This is a genomic window from Jannaschia seosinensis, assembly GCF_001408515.1.
Classification (GTDB): domain Bacteria; phylum Pseudomonadota; class Alphaproteobacteria; order Rhodobacterales; family Rhodobacteraceae; genus Jannaschia; species Jannaschia seosinensis.
Window position 1 is genome coordinate 18,414 of record NZ_CYPR01000018.1, and the last position, 19,041, is coordinate 37,454.

Genomic DNA, 19,041 nt, shown 5'->3' on the forward strand with positions numbered 1-19,041 from the left:
TAGCGGCATGAAGGTGCATTTCATAGGGGCCGGCCCCGGCGATCCGGAACTTCTGACGCTCAAGGCGCAACGCCTGATCCGGAGCTGCCCCGTTTGCCTTTATGCCGGGTCGCTCGTGCCCGAGGCGGTCGTCGCCGAAGCGCCCGAAGGGGCGCGCGTCCTCGATACCGCGGCGATGACGCTGGAGGAGACGCATGCCGAGATCTGCGCCGCGCGCGACCGGGGCGAGGACGTGGCACGCGTGCATTCCGGCGACCCCTCCCTCTATGGTGCGATCGCCGAGCAGATCCGGCTTCTGAAGCGCGACGGCATCGACTATGCAATCTGCCCCGGCGTGCCCGCCTATGCCGCCGCCGCCGCCGCCTTGGGGCAGGAACTGACGGTGCCGGAGATCGCGCAATCCATCGTGCTGACGCGCGTCTCGATGAAGTCGACCTCCATGCCCGCCGGTGAGACGCTGGAGAACTTCGCCCGCACCGGCGCGACGCTCGCGATCCATCTCGGCATCCGCGCCCTGCGCGAGATCGAGCGCGTCCTGATCCCGAGATACGGCGCCGATTGCCCCGTGGTGGTGGCCTACCGCGTCGGCTGGCCCGACGAGATGTTTCTGCGCGGCACGCTGTCGGACATCCGCGAAAAGGTCCGGGCGGCCAAGATCACGCGGACCGCGCTTGTCCTCGTGGGGCCCGCGCTCGGCGCGGTAGGAGACTTTCGCGATTCGGCGTTGTATGATCCCGCCATGCCGCATGTCCTGCGCCCCCGCCCGCGAGGTTGACGATAATCCCTGCAATTTCTCGAAGGGTTCATTGACTCGTTACACAGGTCGGGCATCCTTTAGACGACATGCGCGAGGAGGATGCGATGAGTGAATTCGACACCAATCTCGGCGAAGACATTTTGCCTCATGACATTCGTGAGGGTCTGGCCCGTGCCCGTGCCAAGGATCGCAAGGCGACGGGCGGCGGGCTGCGCGTGCAGATGGGGGAGGTCTGGTATCCTCTCCGCTCCTACAGCGAGGACGGGTTCGAGGTGGCGATCGAGGTCGCGCCGAAGCTGCGCGGACTGGTCGAGATCCACCAGGGGCCGCGTCTTCTGCGCTCCGTTCTGATCGTGGCGATGGAGCCGTCGGGCGACGTGATGCGCTATGCCTTCAAGCGGACGACTGCGGCGCGCACCTCGCCCCCGGTGGATTACGAACAGGCCGCGGACCTGCCTTTCGCCTATCTTCCCGCGCTCTGATCCGGCGCGTTCGGCGGCACCGAGTAGAACGCCGCCGCCGCGCCGGTGATGCGCGCCCACATTTGGTCGCCCCGGGAGAAATGCCACCATTCGGTCGGGTTGTTGGCGAAGCCCGCCTCCGCCATCAGCCAGTAGAGCAGCCTGCGATTTGCCCGTGCCTCGCGCGCGGAAAAGGCGAGACCGTCGGGCTCGGCTTCGAAGGCGGCGGTGTTGGAAGCTTCCGATACGTCGTCGAAGATCGTGCCCATGAACAGCTCCGCCCCGTCACGCCGGCGGATCGTGAGATCCAAGGCCGCGCCCGTGGCGTGCGGCGGCGGCGAGGCGGGATCGATTACGCCGCGCGCTCCGCGCGCCCAGTACCGTTCGGTCTCCGTCGCGATGCGATCCTCGGACCAGTCGGGATGCAGCGCGCGCAGACGGGCCGGCATCCAGCGATCGTGAAAGTAATTCTGCACCGCGACTGGCCGCCATGCATCGAACACCCAAAGCTCCAGCGCATAAGGCGCCAGACGCGCATTGACGCCAGCCAGCCTTTCGGCAAGCGGTGCCCGCAGCAGCAGGTCCGGCACGGCGCCCGTCACAGGCGCATGATAAGGCGGCAGGCCCACATGATACGCGTTCGCGCCGGCAATCCCGCAATCGCGCAGATCCGTCATCGGATCGCCGCCGCGCGGATCGGAGAGGTCGACGGGGTGGCTGCGATAGCCGGTGCGCCGCATGGCGGCATCCGCCACCGGGTCCAGAAGCGGGCGGTCGCGAATCGCGGCGAGGGGGCCTTCGGTGAGGGAGAGGGGCTGCGTCATGGTGCGCAGGCTTGACCCGCCGCGCGGCCCTCCGCAAGAGGGGTCCAACAGGAGGTGCCCCATGCGAACGGTCTACGTGAACGGTGATTATGTGCCCGAGGATCAGGCGAAGATTTCGGTTTTTGACCGGGGTTTCCTGTTTGCCGACGCCGTCTACGAGGTGACGGGCGTGCTGGAGGGCAAGCTCGTCGATTTTCCGGCCCATGCCGCGCGACTGGCCCGTTCGCTGTCGGAGCTGGACATGCCGATGCCGATGCCGGAGGCGGACCTGCTGGCGATCCACCGCGAACTCGTCACGCGCAACGGGCTGGAGGAGGGAATGATCTACCTTCAGATCACGCGCGGGGCTGCCGATCGCGATTTCGTCTTTCCCAAAGGGGCGGAGCAGGGCGTCGTGCTCTTCACGCAATCGGTGCCGGGCCTCGCCGACGCGCCGGCGGCACGAAGGGGCATCCGGATCGTCACTCTGCCCGACCGCCGATGGGGCCGGCGCGACATCAAGACGGTGCAGCTTCTCTATCCCTCCATGGGCAAGACGGCGGCGAAGGCCCAAGGGGCCGACGACGCCTGGATGGTGGAGGACGGACACGTCACCGAAGGGACGTCGAACAACGCCTACATCGTCAAGGACCGGACGATCATCACGCGCCATCTGGGCGAGGAGATCCTGCACGGAATCACCCGCGCCGCGGTGCTGCGCATGGCAGAAGAGGCGCAGTTGAAGGTGGAGGAGCGCCCCTTCACCGTGGCCGAGGCGCAGGCGGCGGACGAGGCGTTCGTCACCTCGGCATCCGCCTTCGTCATGCCGGTGGTCGAGATCGACGGCACGAGGATCGGAAGTGGCACCCCGGGCCCGATCGCGACGCGGCTGCGCGAGATCTACCTCGAGGAGAGCCGGGCGAACGCCATCTGAGCCAGGCTCAGTCCCAGCCGAGGATGACCTCCACGCGCTGACGGGTCTTCATCCGGTGCAATCCACCAAGGGCGAGTGCGCGGCCCTGCAACTCCAGGTGAAGCGCGGCGAGCTGGCGGACCGACAGCTCGCGCGCATGGACATGACCGAATCCGAGAAGGTTCAACCGATGTTGGACCGTCGCGGCAAGCTGCGCGGGCGGCTCCTCGGCGTGGACCGGCGCGGCGGCGAGGCTGACCCCCGCCAGAGACGCGGCGAGAAGAATGCTGCGGACGTGGCCGCGCATCACAGCCCGTCGATGGCGCGCTGCAGGAGGCCGCCCCCCCGCAGGATGGAGCCGATTCGCGCGCTCGTGTAATTGAACGAGCGGCCGGCACTGATCGAATTGGCGATCAGCGCGACCTTGCGTTCCGACAGCCGCGCGACATCCACGTTGCCATACCCGTAATGCGGCAATTCCCGTGCGAGGCGGGCCCGTTGTCCGGTCAGCCCGCGATCGACCTCGCCGCCCATGACCGCATCGGGCGGCGGCACGAAGACCCCCTGCGCGACCGTCGGCGTGGCAAGCAGGGCGGCGAATGTGGCGCAGAGTGCGAGGCGGGACATGACAATCTCCTTCGTCAGGATGCGGCGTGCGGTTCGAGGGCGCAGATTGCCGCGACTAACTCTCCTTCGGTCCGACATTCTCGGCAAAGGATTTCTCGAAGGCGGCCTGGGTCTCCGCATCGGCATCGCGCTGATGGCGAGCCTTCCACTCGGACATGGGCATCCCGTAGAAGATCTCCCGCGCTTCCTCCTTGGAGAGATCGATCCCCCGCTCCGACGCGGCCTCGCCGTACCAGCGCGACAGGCAATTCCGGCAGAACCCCGCGAGGTTCATCAGGTCGATGTTCTGCGCATCGGGCCGATCCTCCAGAAGATGCTGCCGCAGGCGGCGGAAAGCGGCGGCCTCAATTTCGGTCCGGGTCGTGTCGTCGATCTCAGGCGGGTTGGGCATGATTGGCATCCTCCAGCGCGGCTTGCATGAGCGGGGCGAGGCGTGCGGCCCAATAGGCCTGCCCCACCTCATCGGAAATGAGGTCGTTTCGGATCTCGATCAAGAGACTCGGCCGCCCCCGTGCCCGCGCATGCCGGTCCATCGTGTCGCCCGGATAGCCGCCGGGATAGGGCTCGTTCAGCCCGATGCACAGGTCCGGCTCCGCCCGCAGGCGCGCGACAAAGGGGTCGGAGAGGCGTCGGTCTTCCTCGAAGAGAACGCCGATCTGCCAAGGCCGGGGCGGGCGGCCGCGAAGCTGCGGCGTGAAGCTGTGGATGCCGCAGGTCACTGAGGCGGCGCCGCGAGCTTCGAGCAGCCCGGCCAGCGCCTCGTGATAGGGCCGATGGAACAGGGCCACCCGCCGCGCCCGTTCCTCGGCATCGGCGTGGCGGTTCCCGGGAATGATCGTCCCGTCATAGAGCTTCATGAGGAGCGTCGGATCGTCCTCGCCCCGGTTGGGGTCGATTACGAGACGCGAGAAGTCCGACAGGATGGCTGGCGCGCCGAGCAGGCGGGACAATTCCCGCGTCACCCCCGCGGCCCCGATGTCGAACGCGATGTGGCGCGACATATCGGCGGGGGGCAGGCCGAGATCTCCTTCGGCCACGTCTGGCGGGACGCGATTGGTCGCGTGGTCGCAAGCCAGAACCCAAGGCGCGGCGCCGTCGGAATTGATGATGTGGAAGGGTGCGGTCATGGCAGCCGAGATAGGCCGCGATCCCCCGGAAGGGAAGGTGGTGGCGGGCCGGATCACCGGCCCGCCGAGTCGGATCAGAAGCCGACGATCAGCGCGACGCCGAAGGTGTTGTCGACATCGTCGAAGCCCGGCAGCGGGTCGCTGTTGTACTCGCTGCGAACGCTGAAGCGCGTCGAGAGGTTGTTCGACATGCGGTAGTTCACGCCAAAGTCGCTGGTGACCAGCGTGTTCTGGTCGGACGTCAGGACATCGATGTCGCTCGTCAGCGAAACATTCTCGCTGAAGCCATAGTAGTAGCGCGAGGACAGGATGCCGGCGAACTCGGTGTCGTCTTCGCCCGTCTGCAGCTCGGTGTAACGCACACCGGGTGCCGCCTGAACGCGCCACGTGTTGTTCGGCTGGTTCAGGATGCGGTAGCCGAGACCGGCGCCGAGGAACGCGTCACGCTCGACGGTGTCGAAGTTGTCATACTCCAGACGGCCGGTGCCGAAGGCGAAGAGGCGCGGCGTGAAAGCCCGCAGACCTTCGTAGGTCGCGTAGATCTCTTCCTCGTCGGTGTCGCCGTCGGACTCGCCGTACTCGGCCGCGATGCCAAAGCTGTGCGACCAGTTGCCGATCCCGTAGGTCAGGCGGCCCGCGCCGGACAGATCAGCCGTCTCGGTGTTGCCGTCGGTGCCGGACGCGCGGAGCGCGATGGAGCCACGAAAGCCCTGAGGCACGCCGTTGATGTTGTAGCGCAGGTCGTCATCGGCTTCGGCCAGATCGTCCTCAACATCTTCACGGATGTCGTCGATGCGGTCATCGAGGCTTTGGACGCCTGTCAGATCGGTCGCCTGAGCGTGGACGGGGGCGGCGAACGCCACCAGCAATGCGGCCGTAGCGGCACTGGCGAACAGTTTGTCCATGAAATTACTCCGAATCATCGTTGAGCGTTTAAAACCCCACGGGGATGTGATTGTTCCCGCAGTTGCCGGCCTATTTGCACAATTAACGAGAAACGGCCAGAGCCCCATTAACCCTAGGCGGTTGCCCGCGCGCCCGCCTGCGGGCATGAAGCGTCGAAACGCACGACGTACAATTCGCAAGGATAAGCCATGAGACGCCACCGCAACGTCAAGATCGTCGCTACGCTCGGTCCCGCTTCCAGCGACTACGACATGATTCGTGCGCTCTTCGAGGCGGGCGCGGACGTTTTTCGCCTCAATATGAGCCACGGAGATCACGACGATATTCGCAGCAGGCACAACATCATCCGCGATATCGAACGCGATCTGGGCCGCCCGATCGCGATCCTCGCCGACCTGCAGGGCCCCAAGCTGCGCTGTGGCGTATTCGAGGGTGATTCCGCCGAGATCGAAGAGGGCCAGAGCTTCCGCTTCGACCTCGACGAAACACCGGGCGACGCCACCCGCGTCCAACTGCCGCACCGTGAGATTTTTGACGCACTTGAGCCGGGAAAGACCCTGCTGGTCAACGACGGCAAGCTGCGCCTGACGGTCGACAGGTGCGGCGCCGATTTCGCCGAATGCACCGTCGTCACCGGGGGCACCATCTCCAACCGCAAGGGCGTGAACGTGCCCGACGTGGTACTGCCGCTCGCCGCGCTGTCGGAGAAGGACCGCAAGGACCTCGACTTCGTCTGCGGCCTCGGCGTCGACTGGCTGGCGCTGTCCTTCGTGCAGCGTCGGGCCGATGTCGACGAGGCGCGCGACCTCGTGCAGGGCCGCGCGGCGATCCTGTCGAAGATCGAGAAGCCGGCAGCGGTTGCCGCGTTCGATGAGATCCTCGCTGCCTCCGACGGCATCATGGTCGCGCGCGGTGATCTGGGCGTCGAATGTCCGGTTCAGGCCGTGCCGCCGATCCAGAAGCGCCTGACCCGCAAGTGCCGCGCCGCGGCAAAGCCGGTGATCGTGGCGACGCAGATGCTCGAAAGCATGATCGACAGCCCGATGCCCACGCGCGCCGAGGTCTCCGATGTCGCGACCGCCATCTACGAAGGGGTGGACGCGATCATGCTGTCGGCGGAATCGGCGGCCGGCGCCTATCCGATCGAGGCGGTGCGCACGATGGACAACGTCGCGCGCGAGGTCGAGGGCGACGAGGTCTACCGCGAGATCATCGAGGCGAGCCGCTCGTCGAAGCTGACCACCACGGCGGACGGCATCGTGGCGGCCGCGCGCGAAATCGCGGAGACGACGGACATCAAGGCGATCTGCGTCTTCTCGCATTCGGGCTCCACCGCGCTGAAGGTCAGCCGGGAACGCCCGCGCGTGCCGATCATCGCCCTGACCCCGATCGCCAAGACGGCCCGGCGGCTCGTGCTGTCCTGGGGGACCCATTCGGTCGAGACGCAGTCGGTGGAGCGCTTCAAATACGCCGTCGTCTCCGCCGTTCGCGCGGCCAAGGCGGGCGGTTTCGTCGACCTCCCCGATCAGGTCGTGGTCACTGCCGGCATCCCGTTCAACGTGGCCGGCTCGACGAACATCCTGCGGGTCGCTCCCTGCGACGAGCGGCTGATCTTCGGGTCCGAAGTCGACTGACATGGATCGGGCCGGCGACCTTCTCGCCGCCCTGTCAAACTGGTGGGCGGCACGGCCGCCCATTCCCGTCCCCGCGCCCCCTGATCCGGCCCTGCTCGCCGTCGCGGCGATCTTGGTGGCGGGGTTGGGCCTGACGGGTCTCGCCGTGGCCGGGACGGAGCGGCGTCTGTCCTGGCTGTCGCTGGTGATGCTGCTCGCCGGACTCGCGATCCTCTACTGGCTCGCGGAGGCGCACCGGGCGGATCTTGGCCCCCGCGCCATGCCCGCGGCCATCGGTGAAATCCTGATGGGGATCCTGCGCTAGAGCCGCTTGCCACCTCGCGACATCCCCGCTACACGGCCCGCTCGAATACCCGCACGCCCGGCGATTGGGATGCCGAGGCGCGCGTTGCAGCAAGGAGCCCGAAATGCCCAAGATGAAGACCAAGTCGAGCGCCAAGAAGCGCTTCAAGGTGACCGCGACGGGCAAGGTGCTCGCCGGCCAGGCCGGCAAGCGCCACGGCATGATCAAGCGCCACAAGAAATTCATCCGCGATGCCCGCGGCCTGACCACCCTGTCCGAGCCGGACGCCAAGATCGTCAAGGGCTTTATGCCCTACGATCGCTGAGGAGGATCGGATATGTCCCGAGTTACGTCCGGCAAGGTCACCCATGCCCGCCATAAGAAGGTCCTGACCGCCGCCAAAGGCTATTACGGCCGTCGGTCCAAGACCTTCCGCACCGCCACGCAGGCTGTGGACAAGGCGAACCAGTACGCCACCCGCGACCGCAAGAACCGCAAGCGCAACTTCCGCGCGCTGTGGATCCAGCGGATCAACGCGGCCGTGCGCGCGCATGATGCCGAAATGAGCTATTCGCGCTTCATCAACGCGCTGTCCAAGGCCGGGATCGAGGTCGACCGCAAGGTTCTCGCCGATCTCGCGGTGCACGAGCCTGACGCCTTCGCCGCCATCGTGGAGCAGGCCAAGGCCGCGGCTTGAATCACCCGTTGAAAGCAAGACATCCGAGTCGGGGTCCCTCACGGGGCCCCTTTTCACGTTCCGGGGGCACCTGATTGGCTGTGCAAGCGGTGCACCCGCCTGATCTGTCTCCCTCGCAAGCAAGGTGCAGGTCGGTCCAATGGGGCACCCTCGCCACCGCGCCGCGCGAAGCCGAACCTTCCGCCGCGCCGGCGGCGTCAGCGGTTGCGGGGGCGGGGCGCGCAGGCTAGCTAGCGGCCGTTATCGAACGGAGCCACGCATGGACGATCTGCGCGACAAGTACCTCACCCGGATTGCCGATGCCGGCGACGAGGCCGCGCTTGAGGCCGTGCGTCTGGAGGCGGTCGGCAAGAAGGGCGAGGTTGCGCTGAAGATGCGCGAGCTCGGCCGGATGACCCCCGAAGAGCGGCAACAGGTCGGCCCCGCGCTCAACGCCCTCAAGGACGAGATCAACTCCGCCATCGCCGCGCGCAAGGCCGGGCTGGAGGATGCCGCCCTCGACGAGCGGCTGCGAGGCGAATGGCTCGACGTCACGCTGCCCGCGCGAACTCGTCGGCGGGGCAGCATCCATCCCGTCAGCCAGGTCACCGAGGAGGTCACCGCGATCTTCGCCGATATGGGGTTCAGCGTCGCCGAAGGCCCCCAGATCGAGACGGACTGGTACAATTTCGACGCGCTCAACATCCCCGGCCATCACCCCGCGCGCGCCGAGATGGACACGTTCTACATGGCGCGCGCGGAGGGCGACGACCGGCCGCCCCACGTCCTGCGCACCCATACTTCGCCGGTGCAGATCCGCGCGATGGAGGCCACCGGCGCACCCCTGCGGGTGATCTGCCCCGGCCGGGTTTACCGCGCCGATTACGACCAGACCCACACGCCGATGTTCCATCAGGTCGAAGGCATGGCCATCGACCGCGACATCTCCATGGCGAATCTGAAATGGTGCCTGGAGGAGTTCTGCCGCGCGTTCTTCGAGGTCGACGACATCGCCCTGCGGTTTCGCGCTTCGCACTTCCCTTTCACCGAACCCTCGGCCGAGGTGGATATCCGCTGCTCCTGGGAGGGCGGAACGCTCAAGCTGGGCGAAGGCGACGATTGGCTGGAAATCCTCGGCTCCGGCATGGTCCATCCGAAGGTGCTCGCGGCCGGCGGCATTGACCCGGATGTCTGGCAGGGCTTCGCCTTCGGCATGGGCATCGACCGGATCGCGATGCTGAAATACGGCATCCCCGACCTGCGGGCCTTCTTCGACAGCGATCTGCGCTGGCTGCGCCATTACGGCTTCGGCGCGCTGCAGGCACCGACGCGGCACGCCGGGTAACCCTTCGTCAACTTCCGCTTGGTAGCCTTCCCGGCACGTGGACCGGGAGCCGAGATGAACGCAATACAAGGGTTTCCCGTAGGTCCTGTAGCCGGGAATCCCGACGACGTTGCCAGCAGCCTGATGGCGCTCATCGGGCGCACACGCGGCTACGCGCTCAACATCGGGGCGCTGGCCGTGATCTGCGCGACCGCCGCGACGCAGGAAGAGCGGTCCGACGCGGCGGAGGACCTGTCCGATTATTGCGGCCGGTTCCATGGCGCGATGGAGCAGGCGCTCCGCGATGGTACGTCATTCGCAGACATGGACAAGATCAAGCCGCAGCAACAGGCCATTCAGACATTCCTCGACCGGATCGAGACGCTTCCGGATCGGGCCATGTGCTTCGACCGGGCGGAGGCGGTGGCGCTGGCGAACATGGCCCGGCAGGAGGTTCTCCAAGCGATCTACGACCTCATCGCGCATGTGCAGGAGCGTCAGGATGCGCGCCTGAGCAAGCAGATCGAACAGATGGCCGAGCGGAGCGCCCTGCTGGACAGGATGACCCGGGATATGAGCCGCATCAGCCGCATGATCGGGATGGTCTCGATCAACGCCTCCGTCGAAGCAGCGCGCGCCGGCGGCGAATCGGGCCGTACATTCAAGGTTATTTCCGCCGAAATGCGGGGCCTCGCTACGCAATCATCGCAACTTGTGGCCGAAATGCGCAGCCGCCTCGGCGACGACGCGCACGCACAGACGGCCTCGGGCGAGGAAGGTCAGCGCAGCAATCGCGCCAGCAGGTCCGCATCGATGTAGCCATCGGGAGCCAGCCCTTCGGAGGCCTGCCAACGCTGGATCGCGTCCAGCGTGTCCGGCCCGATCCGCGCATCGATCCGCAGCGGATCGAACCCAGCGGCGCGCAACCCCTCCTGCAGCGCGATCCGCTCGTCATAGCTCAGCGCGCGATCCCCGCGAGGCCAGCCGCCGACCAGCGGCCCGCCCCCGGCGAGACGGTCGGAGAGATGCCCCACGGCAATCACATAGGCGTCGGCGGTGTTGTAGCTCTCGAGCGCGCGAAAGTTGCCATAGGTGGCAAAGGCCGCGCCCTCGTGCCCCCCCGGCACGCGAATGGAGATCGGTCCCGCCTCCGGCAGCGGCGCACCCGTCGCCGTCCGCACCCCGAGGGCAGCCCATTCCGGTGCGGTCTTCTCAACCCGCTCGCCGGTGAGGCGATAGTCGAACCCCTCGGGCAGGATGACCTCCGCGCCCCATGGCTGCCCTGAAACCCAGCCGTTCGCGACGAGATAGGCCGCAGTCGATGCCAGCGCGTCGGCCGGATCGGCACCCCAGATGTCGCGGCGACCGTCGCCGTCATGATCGACCGCATGTGCATGCCACGACGAAGGCAGGAACTGCGTGTGGCCCATGGCACCGGCCCAGGAGCCGCGCAGATCGGCCCGCGCGGCCTCGCCCTGATCGAGGATTCGCAGCGCATCGAGAAGCTGCTCCTCGAAAAACGCCCCCCGCCGCGAATCAGCAGCCAGCGTCGCCAGCGCCGAAAGCGTCGGCGTGTCGCCGCGCACCGCGCCGTAGCTCGTCTCCAGCCCCCAGATCGCCGCCACGACCTCGCGCGGAACACCGTGCCGGGCCTCGATCACGTCGAAAGTCGCGGCGTGGCGGTCCAGTGCCTGACGCCCGTTGCGCACGCGCGTATCGCTCGCGGCCGCGTCGAGATAGTCCCAGATGGTCTTGGTGAACTCCGACTGCCGGCGGTCGAGGCGGATCACGTTGGGCAGGTATTCCACATCCGCCATCGCCGCATCGAAGGTCGGGGCGGTGAGCCCGGCGGCCAACGCCCGGTCGCGAAATCCGGCCACCCATTCGGCGAAGGGAAACGCCTCCGCCCGCTCCGGGCGTGCCACCGGCCGGATGTCTGCCGCGGCGGGCAGGGCGAGGAACAGCAACACCAGTAACGCGCGCATCGGAATACCTGTGGGTCGGAAAGACATCCGCGAGTCTAGCGGCTCGGGCGGCGAACGAAACCCCGTCAGCGCCGCTTGGCGCGACCACGCCCCGGCGCCTTGCGCAGCTTGCCCTTCTTCGGCTTGCTCGCGCCGGAGGGGCGACCGCGTCCGCGTCCCTTCGGCCGCATCCGTTCCCCCTCGATCGACAGAAGCTCCAGCGTCAGACCCCCGGTCACCGGCACCGCCTCGGCCAAACGCACGGTTACCCGCTGGCCCAGTCCGATCTCCGTGCCGCTCTCGGTGCCGGTCAACACCTGCGCATCCCGGTCGTAGCGGAAATACTCCGCCCCGAGCGAGCGCACCGGGATCAGTCCGTCGGCGCCCGTCTCGTCGAGCTTCACGAATACGCCGAATGCCTGCACCCCCGAGATGCGGCCGGTGAACTCGGCCCCCACCTGATCGGCCAGAAACGCGGCGAGATAGCGGTCGTTCGTGTCCCGCTCGGCCACCATCGACCGGCGCTCCGCCTCGCTGATGGCCTTGGCGGTGGCGTCAAGCAACTCGATCTCGCTCTCCGACAGCCCGTCCTTTGCGGGATCCGGCCCCCATCCATGCGCCGTGATCAGCGCGCGGTGCACCACGAGGTCCGCATAGCGTCGGATCGGCGAGGTGAAATGCGCGTAGGACCGCAGCGCGAGGCCGAAATGCCCCAGATGGACCGGCGCGTAATAGGCCTGCTGCATCGCGCGCAGCGTCGACATGGAGATCAGCTCCGACAGCTCCGTCCCCGCCGCATCCCGCAGCAGCCGGTTCAGCGCGGCCGTGCGCAGGACCTGACCCTTGGGCAGCGAAAAGCCCGACGCCTGCGCCGTCTCGCGCAGGCTCTCGATCCGGTCAGCCTCCGGCTCCTCGTGGACGCGGAAGAGGAGGGGGACACGCCGGGCGATCAACTCCTCGGCGGTGGCGACGTTGGCGAGGATCATGAACTCCTCGATCAGCCGGTGCGCATCGAGCCGGTCCTTGAAGGCGACCGACGTCACCTCGCCCGTCTCGCTCAACTCGATCCGCCGCTCCGGCAGGTCGAGGTCCAGCGGCTCACGCGCGGCACGCGCGCGGCGCAGCGCGCCATAGGCGGCGTAGAGCGGGCGGATGACATCGTCGAGCAGGGGCGCGGTGCGGTCGTTCGGATCGCCGTCGAACGCGGCCTGCACCTCCTCGTAATGCAGGCTCGCGGGTGAGCGCATGAGCCCGCGGTGGAACAGCGCCTCGATCAGGCGCCCGTCCTCGGTCACGCGCATCCGCACCGCGATGCAGGCACGCTCCACCCCCTCGTGCAGCGAACACAGATCGCCCGACAGCGCATCGGGCAGCATCGGCACCACGCGATCGGGGAAGTAGGTGGAGTTGCCGCGCAGCAGCGCCTCCCGGTCGAGCGCGGAGCCCGGCGTGACGTAAGCCGCGACATCCGCAATCGCGACCCAGATGACATGGCCGCCGGGGTTCTTCGGGTCGTCATCGGCATGGGCGTAGCAGGCATCGTCGTGATCACGTGCATCCGACGGGTCGATGGTGACGAGCGGCAGGTCCCGCAGATCGGTCCGCTCGCCCAGCACCGGAGGCTCCGCCGCCTCGGCCTCGGCAATGGCGTCGTCCGGAAACTCGTCGCGCAGGCCGTGCTGGTGGATGGCGATCAGGCTGACCGCCTTCGCCGCGCCGGGATCGCCCAGCCGTGTGACGACCTTGGCCTTCGGCAGGCCCATCCGCCCCTTCGGCCCGCTCTGCTCCGCCTCGACCAGCTCGCCATCGCGGGCGTCGCCCGTCGCGCCGGAGGGGACCAGCCATTCCCGGTCGACACCCTTGTCAATCGGCTCGATCCGTCCGCCCTCCGAGGTGCGGCGGAAGATGCCCAGCACCTTGCGCGGCCCGGTCGAAAGCCTGCGGATCAGGCGTCCCTCGTGGGAATGATCCTCGTCCTCCACCTCCGTCAGGCGCGCCAGAACGCGGTCCCCCTCGGCCAGCGCGGGGTCCCCCTCCTTGGGGATGAACAGGATGCGCGGCTCGGGCTCGTCGCCCTGCCAATCATGCGGTGCGAGGAACAGATCACCATCCGGATCCGTGCCCACCACGCGCAGCACCGAGACGGGGGGCAGGCGGTTCGGATCGTCGTAGGACCGTTTGCGCTTCGTCAGGTGCCCCTCGGCCTCGAGCTCCTTGAGGAGACGCTTGAGGTCGATTCGGGCGGCGCCCTTGATGCCGAACGCCTTTGCGACGTCACGCTTGGAGGTGAGGGCGGGATTGTCGGCGATCCATTGCAGGATGTCCGCTTTGGTAGGTAGCTGGCTCATGGTGGGGGAGCTAGCACGCGACCCCCGTCTTATCCATGCCGGCTCAACGGCGACCGAACAGACGTTCGATATCGGCGAGCTTCAGCTCCACATAGGTGGGCCGCCCGTGATTGCACTGCCCGGAAGCGGGGGTGCGCTCCATCTCGCGCAGCAGGGCATTCATCTCGTCGGCGCCCATCTGGCGACCGGACCGGACGGAGCCGTGGCAGGCCATGCGGCTCAGGATCGCGTCGAGCCGGGCCTGAAGCGTCAGCGGATCGCTTTCCTCCTCGGCCTCGATCTCCTCGGCGATGTCGAGAAGAAGCGCGCGGGCGGAGCAATTGCCGAGCGTCGCCGGCGTCTCGCGCACCGCGACGGCTCCCGGCCCGAACGGCTCCAGCACGAGGCCGAGGCGGCCGAGGTCCAGCTCCAGAAGCCGCTCGGCCAGTTCGCCGATCTCGACCACTTCGGGGATCAGAAGCGCCTGCGTCCGGATCCCGCGATCCGCCATCTGCGCCTTCAGCCCCTCATAGACCAGCCGCTCATGCGCGGCATGCTGATCGACGAGAACGAAGCCGTCCTGCGTCTGCGCTATGATCCAGTTGCCGTGAAGTTGCGCGCGCGCAGCGCCGAGCGGCCGGGCCGCGTCCTCCTGCCGGGGCTCGGGCTCCACGCGTGCGGAGGGGGCCTCCGCGAGGCCGGGCATCTGGGCGGCATAAGCGGTCGCGCGGGCAGCCTGCGACGGGCGGTCCATCTGGTAGACCGGCGCTTTGGGCCGCTCGGGCGCCATCTTGCCCAGCGTGTCGTCGGCGACGGTGGTCGACGCCCGGTGGCCGGCCTCGGCCAGCGCATGACGAACCCCCGCCACGATCAGGCCGCGCACCACGCCCGCATCGCGAAACCGCACCTCCGTCTTGGCCGGATGCACATTGCAATCGACCAGAACCGGATCGCAATCGAGGTAGAGCGCCGCGACCGCGTGCCGATCCTTGGCCAGCACGTCCATATAGGCCCCGCGAAGCGCGCCAGTCAGCATCCGGTCGCGCACCGGGCGGCCGTTGACGAAGAGATATTGATGCACCGCATTGCCGCGCGAATAGGTCGGCAGCGCCGCCTGACCCGACAGGCGCACGCCGTCGCGCTCCGCCTCCAGCGTCAGGGAATTGGCGCCGAAATCGCGGCCGATGATCGCGGCCAGACGCTCCGCCCGGTCGGAGGCGGCATCGGCGCGGAACAGCACGCGATCGCCCCCGTCCGACACGTCGCGCAGGGTGAAGGCCACGCCCGGTTCCGCCATGGCGAGGCGGCGGAGCGCATCGGTCACCGCCATCGCCTCGGAGCGCTCGGATTTCAGGAACTTCAGCCGCGCGGGCGTGGCGTGAAACAGATCGCGCAACTCGACCACGGTACCGGCGCGCAGCGCGGCGGGGCGCGGCGGCGCGATCCGGCCGCCGGAGACCTGGATCTGCGCGGCCTCCGATGCGCCCTCGGCGCGGGACGTGATCGTCAGCCGCCCGACCGCGCCCAGCGACGGCAGCGCCTCGCCGCGAAAGCCAAACGTGTGGATGTTGAGCAGGTCGCTGCCGTCGATCTTGGAGGTCGCATGCCGCGACAGGGCCAGTTCCAGATCGTCGGCGTCAATGCCGTGCCCGTCATCGGTGACGCGAATCAGGGTCCGACCCCCGTCGGCAATCTCGACCGAAATCCGCCGGGCCCGCGCGTCGAGCGCGTTTTCCACCAACTCCTTCACCGCCGAGGCAGGACGTTCGACCACCTCGCCCGCGGCAATGCGGTTCGTCGCCGCCTCGTCAAGCTGCCGGATGCGTGGCAGCATCATATTGCGGTCGGTCGCGCCCATGGCGCAACCGCTAGCACGGACGCCCCCCGCTCGGCCAGATCGGAAGACCGTTCAGAAGGCCTTCGTCTCAAGATCCTCCGGCTTGCCCACCACCACGAAATGCAGCGCTTCCGGATCGAGCAGCGTCTCCGCCACGCGGGCGATGTCTTCGGGCGTGACCGCCATCACCTTGTCGTTGCGCGTGTCGATATAGTCGATCGGCAGGTCGTTCGACTGCATTCCCGCAAGGATCGCGGCGATTCGCGAATTGCCGTCGAAGCGGAGCGGATAGGCGCCGGTGATGTAGGTCTTGGCGGCGTCGATCTCGGCCTCGGTCGCGCCCTCCTCGGCCATCCGCGTCCATTCCTCGCGCACCAACTCCACCGCTTCGGCGGTCTTGTCGTTGGAGGAGGCGAACTGGCCCAGGATCTGCGCGGCGTGATCGCGCGGCACGAGGGAGGTGCCGATTCCGTAGGTCAGGCCGCGATCGACGCGCAACTCCTCGGTCAGGCGGGAGCCGAAGCCGCCACCGCCCAGAATGTGGTTGAGGATATAGGCCGCGAAGTAATCCGGATCGTCGAAATCGATCCCCTCATGACCGAACAGCACGACCGATTGCGGCGACGGGAAATCCACCACCGTCACACCGCCTTCGGTCGCCGGATCGATGTCGGAGACCGGTTCGCCGTCGAAGGTCGGCAGGTCACCCAGCAGGCGGTCGAGCAGGGGGCCAAGTTCCTCCGGCGTGATGTCACCGGTGACGCCGATGACGGCGCGGTCGCGCGTCAGGGCCCGCTGATGCGCGTGGCGAAGATCCTCGATCGACAGGGCGGCGACCGTCTCCGGCGTCCCCTCCAGCGGTGTGCCGTAGGGATGGCCGGGGAAGGACAGGGCGGCCAGGGTGCGCGAAGCGATCTCCCGCGGGTCGCGGGCGTCGGAGGCGAGGCCCGCGAGCACCTGATCGCGAACGCGCTCCACCGCCGGGGCGTCGAAACGGGGCGAGACCAGCGCATCGCGCAGGAGCGCGACGCTTTCCTCCCGGTTCTCGGTCAGGAAGGTGAAGCCCACGCCGACGGTGTCGTTGTTCGTCTCGAAGGACAGGCGCGCGGCGGCGGCCTCGACGGCCTCGGCGAATTCGCGGTTGTCCCGCTCGCCCGCGCCCTCTTCGAGCAGGCCCATCATCATGTTGGTCGCCCCGCGCCGGGCAGGGGCATCCTCGTTGGCGCCCCCCTCGAACAGGATGTCCATCGACACGAAGGGGATGGACTCCTCCTCCACGAGCCAGGCGGTGATGCCACCGGGAGAGGTGACTTCCTGGATTTCGATGGCCAGCGCCTTGAGCGGCAGCAGGCAGGCGACGAGCGTGAGGATCAGACGGGTCATTCGGTGGCCTCGATTTCGGATTCGGGTGCGGCCTCTGCCACGGCCGCGGGTTCGGGCCGCGTCAGATAGCCCGTCACGGAACGGTTCGGGTCGAAGACGGCGCGCGCGGCCTCGCGCACGTCGGCCTCGGTCACATTGTCCAGCAAGTCGGGCCATTCGTCCACATCCGCGACATTCAGGCCGGACGTCACCGCCACGCCGTAGCGTCGGGCAAGGCCCTGCAAGCTGTCGCGCGCATAGATTTCGGAGGCGCGGACCTGCGTCTTGATCCGCTCAAGCTGCGCGGGGTCGAGCCCCTCCGTCAGCAGCGTCTCGATCATCCGGTCCATGTCCGCCTCCGCCTCTTCGAGCGTGCGGCCCGGCACCGGCATGACTACGAGGCCGAAGGTCGTGTCGTCATAGCTGGTCCCGTCATAGAAGGCGGTGGTGTAGAGCGCGGTGCCCTCGTCCTGCTCCAGCGTGCGGCCCATCAGCGAGGTGGCCGAGGACCCGCCCAGGATCTGCGCCAGGACCGTCAGGGCGGCGGCCTCCTGCTGCGCGCCGGCATCGCGTTCCGGGGCGAGATAGGTGCGCATGACGTAGGGGTTCGACACCCGCTCGTCGGTGAAGGTCAGGCGCCGCGGCGCGCGCTGCGGCGGCTCGGCGGGGCGCGTGCGGGGCTCCAGGCCGGGCGTCGGATCGAGCGGCCCGTAATGCGTCTCGGCCAGCGCACGGACCTCCTGCGGATCGACATCGCCGGCCACGATCAGTGTCGCGTTGTTGGGCGCGTAATACGTCCGGTAGAAATCGAGCGCATCCTGAAGCGTCAGGGCCTCAAGCTCGTGCTGCCAGCCGATGATCGGGATGCGGTAGGGGTGGTTGAGATATTGCGACGCGTTGCGCATCTCCGAGAACAGCGCGCCCGGATCGCTGTCGGTCCGCTGGGCCCGCTCCTCCAGCACGACATCAAGTTCGGTCAGCATGTCCGCGTCGTCGAATTGCAGGTCGCGCATCCGGTCGGCTTCCATCTCCATCATCAGGCCGAGCCGGTCGGCGGCGACGCGCTGGAAGTAGCCCGTGTAATCCTGGCTGGTGAAGGCGTTGTCGGATCCGCCCTGCGCCTCGACCACGCGGGAGAACTCGCCCGCCTCCATGTCGTCGGTCGCCTTGAACATCAGGTGTTCGAGGAAATGCGCGATGCCCGATTTGCCCGGCGGCTCATCCGCGGCGCCGACATCGTACCACATCATGTGGACGGCCACGGGCGCGCGATGATCCTCGATCACGATCGCGTCAAGCCCGTTGTCGAGCGTGAAGGTCGTGACGGCGCCGGTTTGCTCCTCGGCGGCCGTCGCCATCACCGGCACACAGGCAAGGGCGGCGGCTAGGAATGTCTGGCGCAAGGTCTGTCCTCCGGCGGTGGAATACTGTCTCACGTCAGATACGGAGGCCGCGATGCGTTTTCAAACGCGCGGACACCCGCGTCAACATGACGATCCCGTGAGCCGTCAGTCCAGCGTCGCCGGGTCCGGCGGCGCGGCCACCGTCCGCACCCCGAAACGGCGCAGACGCTCCAGCTCCGCATATTGGTCGAGCGCCTGCACCTGATACGCCCGGTAATAGACGTTGAGGTCGAACAGACGCTCCAGCAGCAGGCCGTCATTGGCCCGGCGGAAGGCGAGATCCTCGGCGGCAAGCTGGCCGCGGATGTTATCGCTCAGGCCGTAACGCGTCGCCGTGGCGATCAGCGCGCCGTCGCCCTGCGCGCCGGCGGCCGGGTTGCCGCCGAGCGAGGCGATCGCCTCGGCCTGCGGCGCGGGATCGGCGCGGTTGCCCCCGCCGCGCGTCGGCGGCGGCAGGCCGGCGCCCGGGGGCGGCGATTGCAGCGGCCGGGTCGGCAGGATGGAGAACTCGTCGGGCGTGCTGTCGGCCTTGCGCAGGGTGAGCAGATCCGGTTCACCGCCGCCGCAGCCCACGAGGCCGAGCGCGAGCGCCGCCGCCATGCAGAACCGTCCCGTCATCGCATCCCTCCGTCGCGCC

The 19,041-nt window shown here is 68.0% G+C and carries 21 protein-coding genes; 9 read left to right on the top strand and 12 right to left on the bottom strand.

Annotated features, from left to right (window positions below):
- Positions 1 to 7: 7 nt before the first annotated feature.
- On the top strand, positions 8 to 775 hold the full coding sequence (gene cobM, locus JSE7799_RS01585) for a precorrin-4 C(11)-methyltransferase (protein WP_055662030.1): 768 nt from the start codon (positions 8 to 10) through the stop codon (positions 773 to 775).
- Between the two features lie 86 nt (positions 776 to 861).
- Positions 862 to 1,239: a hypothetical protein gene (locus JSE7799_RS01590; protein ID WP_144431512.1), complete on the top strand. Its 378-nt coding sequence runs from the start codon at positions 862 to 864 to the stop codon at positions 1,237 to 1,239.
- Here JSE7799_RS01590 and JSE7799_RS01595 read toward each other — a convergent pair.
- Positions 1,221 to 2,042, bottom strand: coding sequence for a M15 family metallopeptidase (locus JSE7799_RS01595; protein ID WP_055662032.1), 822 nt, complete (start codon positions 2,040 to 2,042; stop codon positions 1,221 to 1,223). The genes JSE7799_RS01590 and JSE7799_RS01595 overlap by 19 nt on opposite strands.
- 61 nt (positions 2,043 to 2,103) lie before the next feature.
- On the opposite strand from JSE7799_RS01595, the gene JSE7799_RS01600 reads away from it, so the two are divergent.
- Positions 2,104 to 2,955, top strand: a complete 852-nt coding sequence (locus JSE7799_RS01600) for a D-amino-acid transaminase (RefSeq protein WP_055662033.1) — start codon at positions 2,104 to 2,106, stop codon at positions 2,953 to 2,955.
- A 7-nt stretch (positions 2,956 to 2,962) separates the two neighbouring features.
- Here the strand turns inward: JSE7799_RS01600 and JSE7799_RS01605 are convergent, their stop codons facing one another.
- The 5 genes from JSE7799_RS01605 to JSE7799_RS01625 form a co-directional block, all read right to left on the bottom strand.
- Positions 2,963 to 3,241, bottom strand: coding sequence for a hypothetical protein (locus JSE7799_RS01605; RefSeq protein WP_055662034.1), 279 nt, complete (start codon positions 3,239 to 3,241; stop codon positions 2,963 to 2,965).
- Positions 3,241 to 3,561, bottom strand: a complete 321-nt coding sequence (locus tag JSE7799_RS01610) for a hypothetical protein (protein ID WP_055662035.1) — start codon at positions 3,559 to 3,561, stop codon at positions 3,241 to 3,243. The genes JSE7799_RS01605 and JSE7799_RS01610 overlap by 1 nt, the downstream gene beginning before the upstream one ends.
- A 55-nt stretch (positions 3,562 to 3,616) precedes the next feature.
- Entirely contained in the window at positions 3,617 to 3,952 is a 336-nt protein-coding gene (locus JSE7799_RS01615) for a DUF1244 domain-containing protein (RefSeq protein ID WP_370736632.1), read from the bottom strand.
- The gene (locus JSE7799_RS01620) at positions 3,936 to 4,688 is read right to left on the bottom strand and encodes an N-formylglutamate amidohydrolase (RefSeq protein WP_055662036.1); all 753 of its coding nucleotides are present in this window, start codon (positions 4,686 to 4,688) and stop codon (positions 3,936 to 3,938) included. The genes JSE7799_RS01615 and JSE7799_RS01620 overlap by 17 nt, the downstream gene beginning before the upstream one ends.
- Positions 4,689 to 4,762: 74 nt before the next feature.
- The gene (locus tag JSE7799_RS01625) at positions 4,763 to 5,593 is read right to left on the bottom strand and encodes a DUF481 domain-containing protein (RefSeq protein WP_055662037.1); all 831 of its coding nucleotides are present in this window, start codon (positions 5,591 to 5,593) and stop codon (positions 4,763 to 4,765) included.
- A gap of 189 nt (positions 5,594 to 5,782) precedes the next feature.
- Between JSE7799_RS01625 and pyk the strand changes: the two genes are divergently transcribed.
- The 6 genes from pyk (at position 5,783) to JSE7799_RS01655 (ending at position 10,330) form a co-directional block, all read left to right on the top strand.
- Positions 5,783 to 7,228: a pyruvate kinase gene (pyk, locus tag JSE7799_RS01630; RefSeq protein ID WP_055662038.1), complete on the top strand. Its 1,446-nt coding sequence runs from the start codon at positions 5,783 to 5,785 to the stop codon at positions 7,226 to 7,228.
- Position 7,229: 1 nt separating this feature from the next.
- Positions 7,230 to 7,532, top strand: coding sequence for a hypothetical protein (locus JSE7799_RS01635; protein WP_055662039.1), 303 nt, complete (start codon positions 7,230 to 7,232; stop codon positions 7,530 to 7,532).
- A gap of 103 nt (positions 7,533 to 7,635) precedes the next feature.
- Positions 7,636 to 7,836, top strand: coding sequence for a 50S ribosomal protein L35 (gene rpmI, locus JSE7799_RS01640; RefSeq protein WP_055662040.1), 201 nt, complete (start codon positions 7,636 to 7,638; stop codon positions 7,834 to 7,836).
- 12 nt (positions 7,837 to 7,848) lie between these two features.
- Complete coding sequence (gene rplT, locus JSE7799_RS01645; RefSeq protein WP_055662041.1) at positions 7,849 to 8,208, top strand: 50S ribosomal protein L20; 360 nt, start codon at positions 7,849 to 7,851, stop codon at positions 8,206 to 8,208.
- A gap of 259 nt (positions 8,209 to 8,467) precedes the next feature.
- Positions 8,468 to 9,532 (top strand): phenylalanine--tRNA ligase subunit alpha, encoded by a 1,065-nt coding sequence (pheS, locus tag JSE7799_RS01650; protein ID WP_055662042.1) that lies wholly within the window; start codon positions 8,468 to 8,470, stop codon positions 9,530 to 9,532.
- Positions 9,533 to 9,655: 123 nt separating this feature from the next.
- On the top strand, positions 9,656 to 10,330 hold the full coding sequence (locus JSE7799_RS01655) for a methyl-accepting chemotaxis protein (protein ID WP_055662043.1): 675 nt from the start codon (positions 9,656 to 9,658) through the stop codon (positions 10,328 to 10,330).
- Here the strand turns inward: JSE7799_RS01655 and JSE7799_RS01660 are convergent.
- From JSE7799_RS01660 to JSE7799_RS01685, 6 genes are all read right to left on the bottom strand, one after another.
- On the bottom strand, positions 10,291 to 11,496 hold the full coding sequence (locus tag JSE7799_RS01660; protein ID WP_245624762.1) for a lytic murein transglycosylase: 1,206 nt from the start codon (positions 11,494 to 11,496) through the stop codon (positions 10,291 to 10,293). The two genes, JSE7799_RS01655 and JSE7799_RS01660, sit on opposite strands and share 40 nt — an antisense overlap.
- A 65-nt stretch (positions 11,497 to 11,561) precedes the next feature.
- Complete coding sequence (rnr, locus tag JSE7799_RS01665; RefSeq protein ID WP_055662045.1) at positions 11,562 to 13,823, bottom strand: ribonuclease R; 2,262 nt, start codon at positions 13,821 to 13,823, stop codon at positions 11,562 to 11,564.
- Positions 13,824 to 13,866: 43 nt separating this feature from the next.
- Positions 13,867 to 15,660 (bottom strand): DNA mismatch repair endonuclease MutL, encoded by a 1,794-nt coding sequence (gene mutL, locus JSE7799_RS01670; RefSeq protein WP_055662046.1) that lies wholly within the window; start codon positions 15,658 to 15,660, stop codon positions 13,867 to 13,869.
- A 51-nt stretch (positions 15,661 to 15,711) separates the two neighbouring features.
- Positions 15,712 to 17,022, bottom strand: a complete 1,311-nt coding sequence (locus tag JSE7799_RS01675) for a M16 family metallopeptidase (RefSeq protein WP_055662047.1) — start codon at positions 17,020 to 17,022, stop codon at positions 15,712 to 15,714.
- Complete coding sequence (locus JSE7799_RS01680; RefSeq protein WP_055662086.1) at positions 17,019 to 18,359, bottom strand: M16 family metallopeptidase; 1,341 nt, start codon at positions 18,357 to 18,359, stop codon at positions 17,019 to 17,021. Before JSE7799_RS01680 ends, JSE7799_RS01675 begins: the two co-directional genes overlap by 4 nt.
- Before the next feature lie 150 nt (positions 18,360 to 18,509).
- Positions 18,510 to 19,022: a DUF3035 domain-containing protein gene (locus tag JSE7799_RS01685; RefSeq protein WP_055662048.1), complete on the bottom strand. Its 513-nt coding sequence runs from the start codon at positions 19,020 to 19,022 to the stop codon at positions 18,510 to 18,512.
- Positions 19,023 to 19,041: the final 19 nt, after the last annotated feature.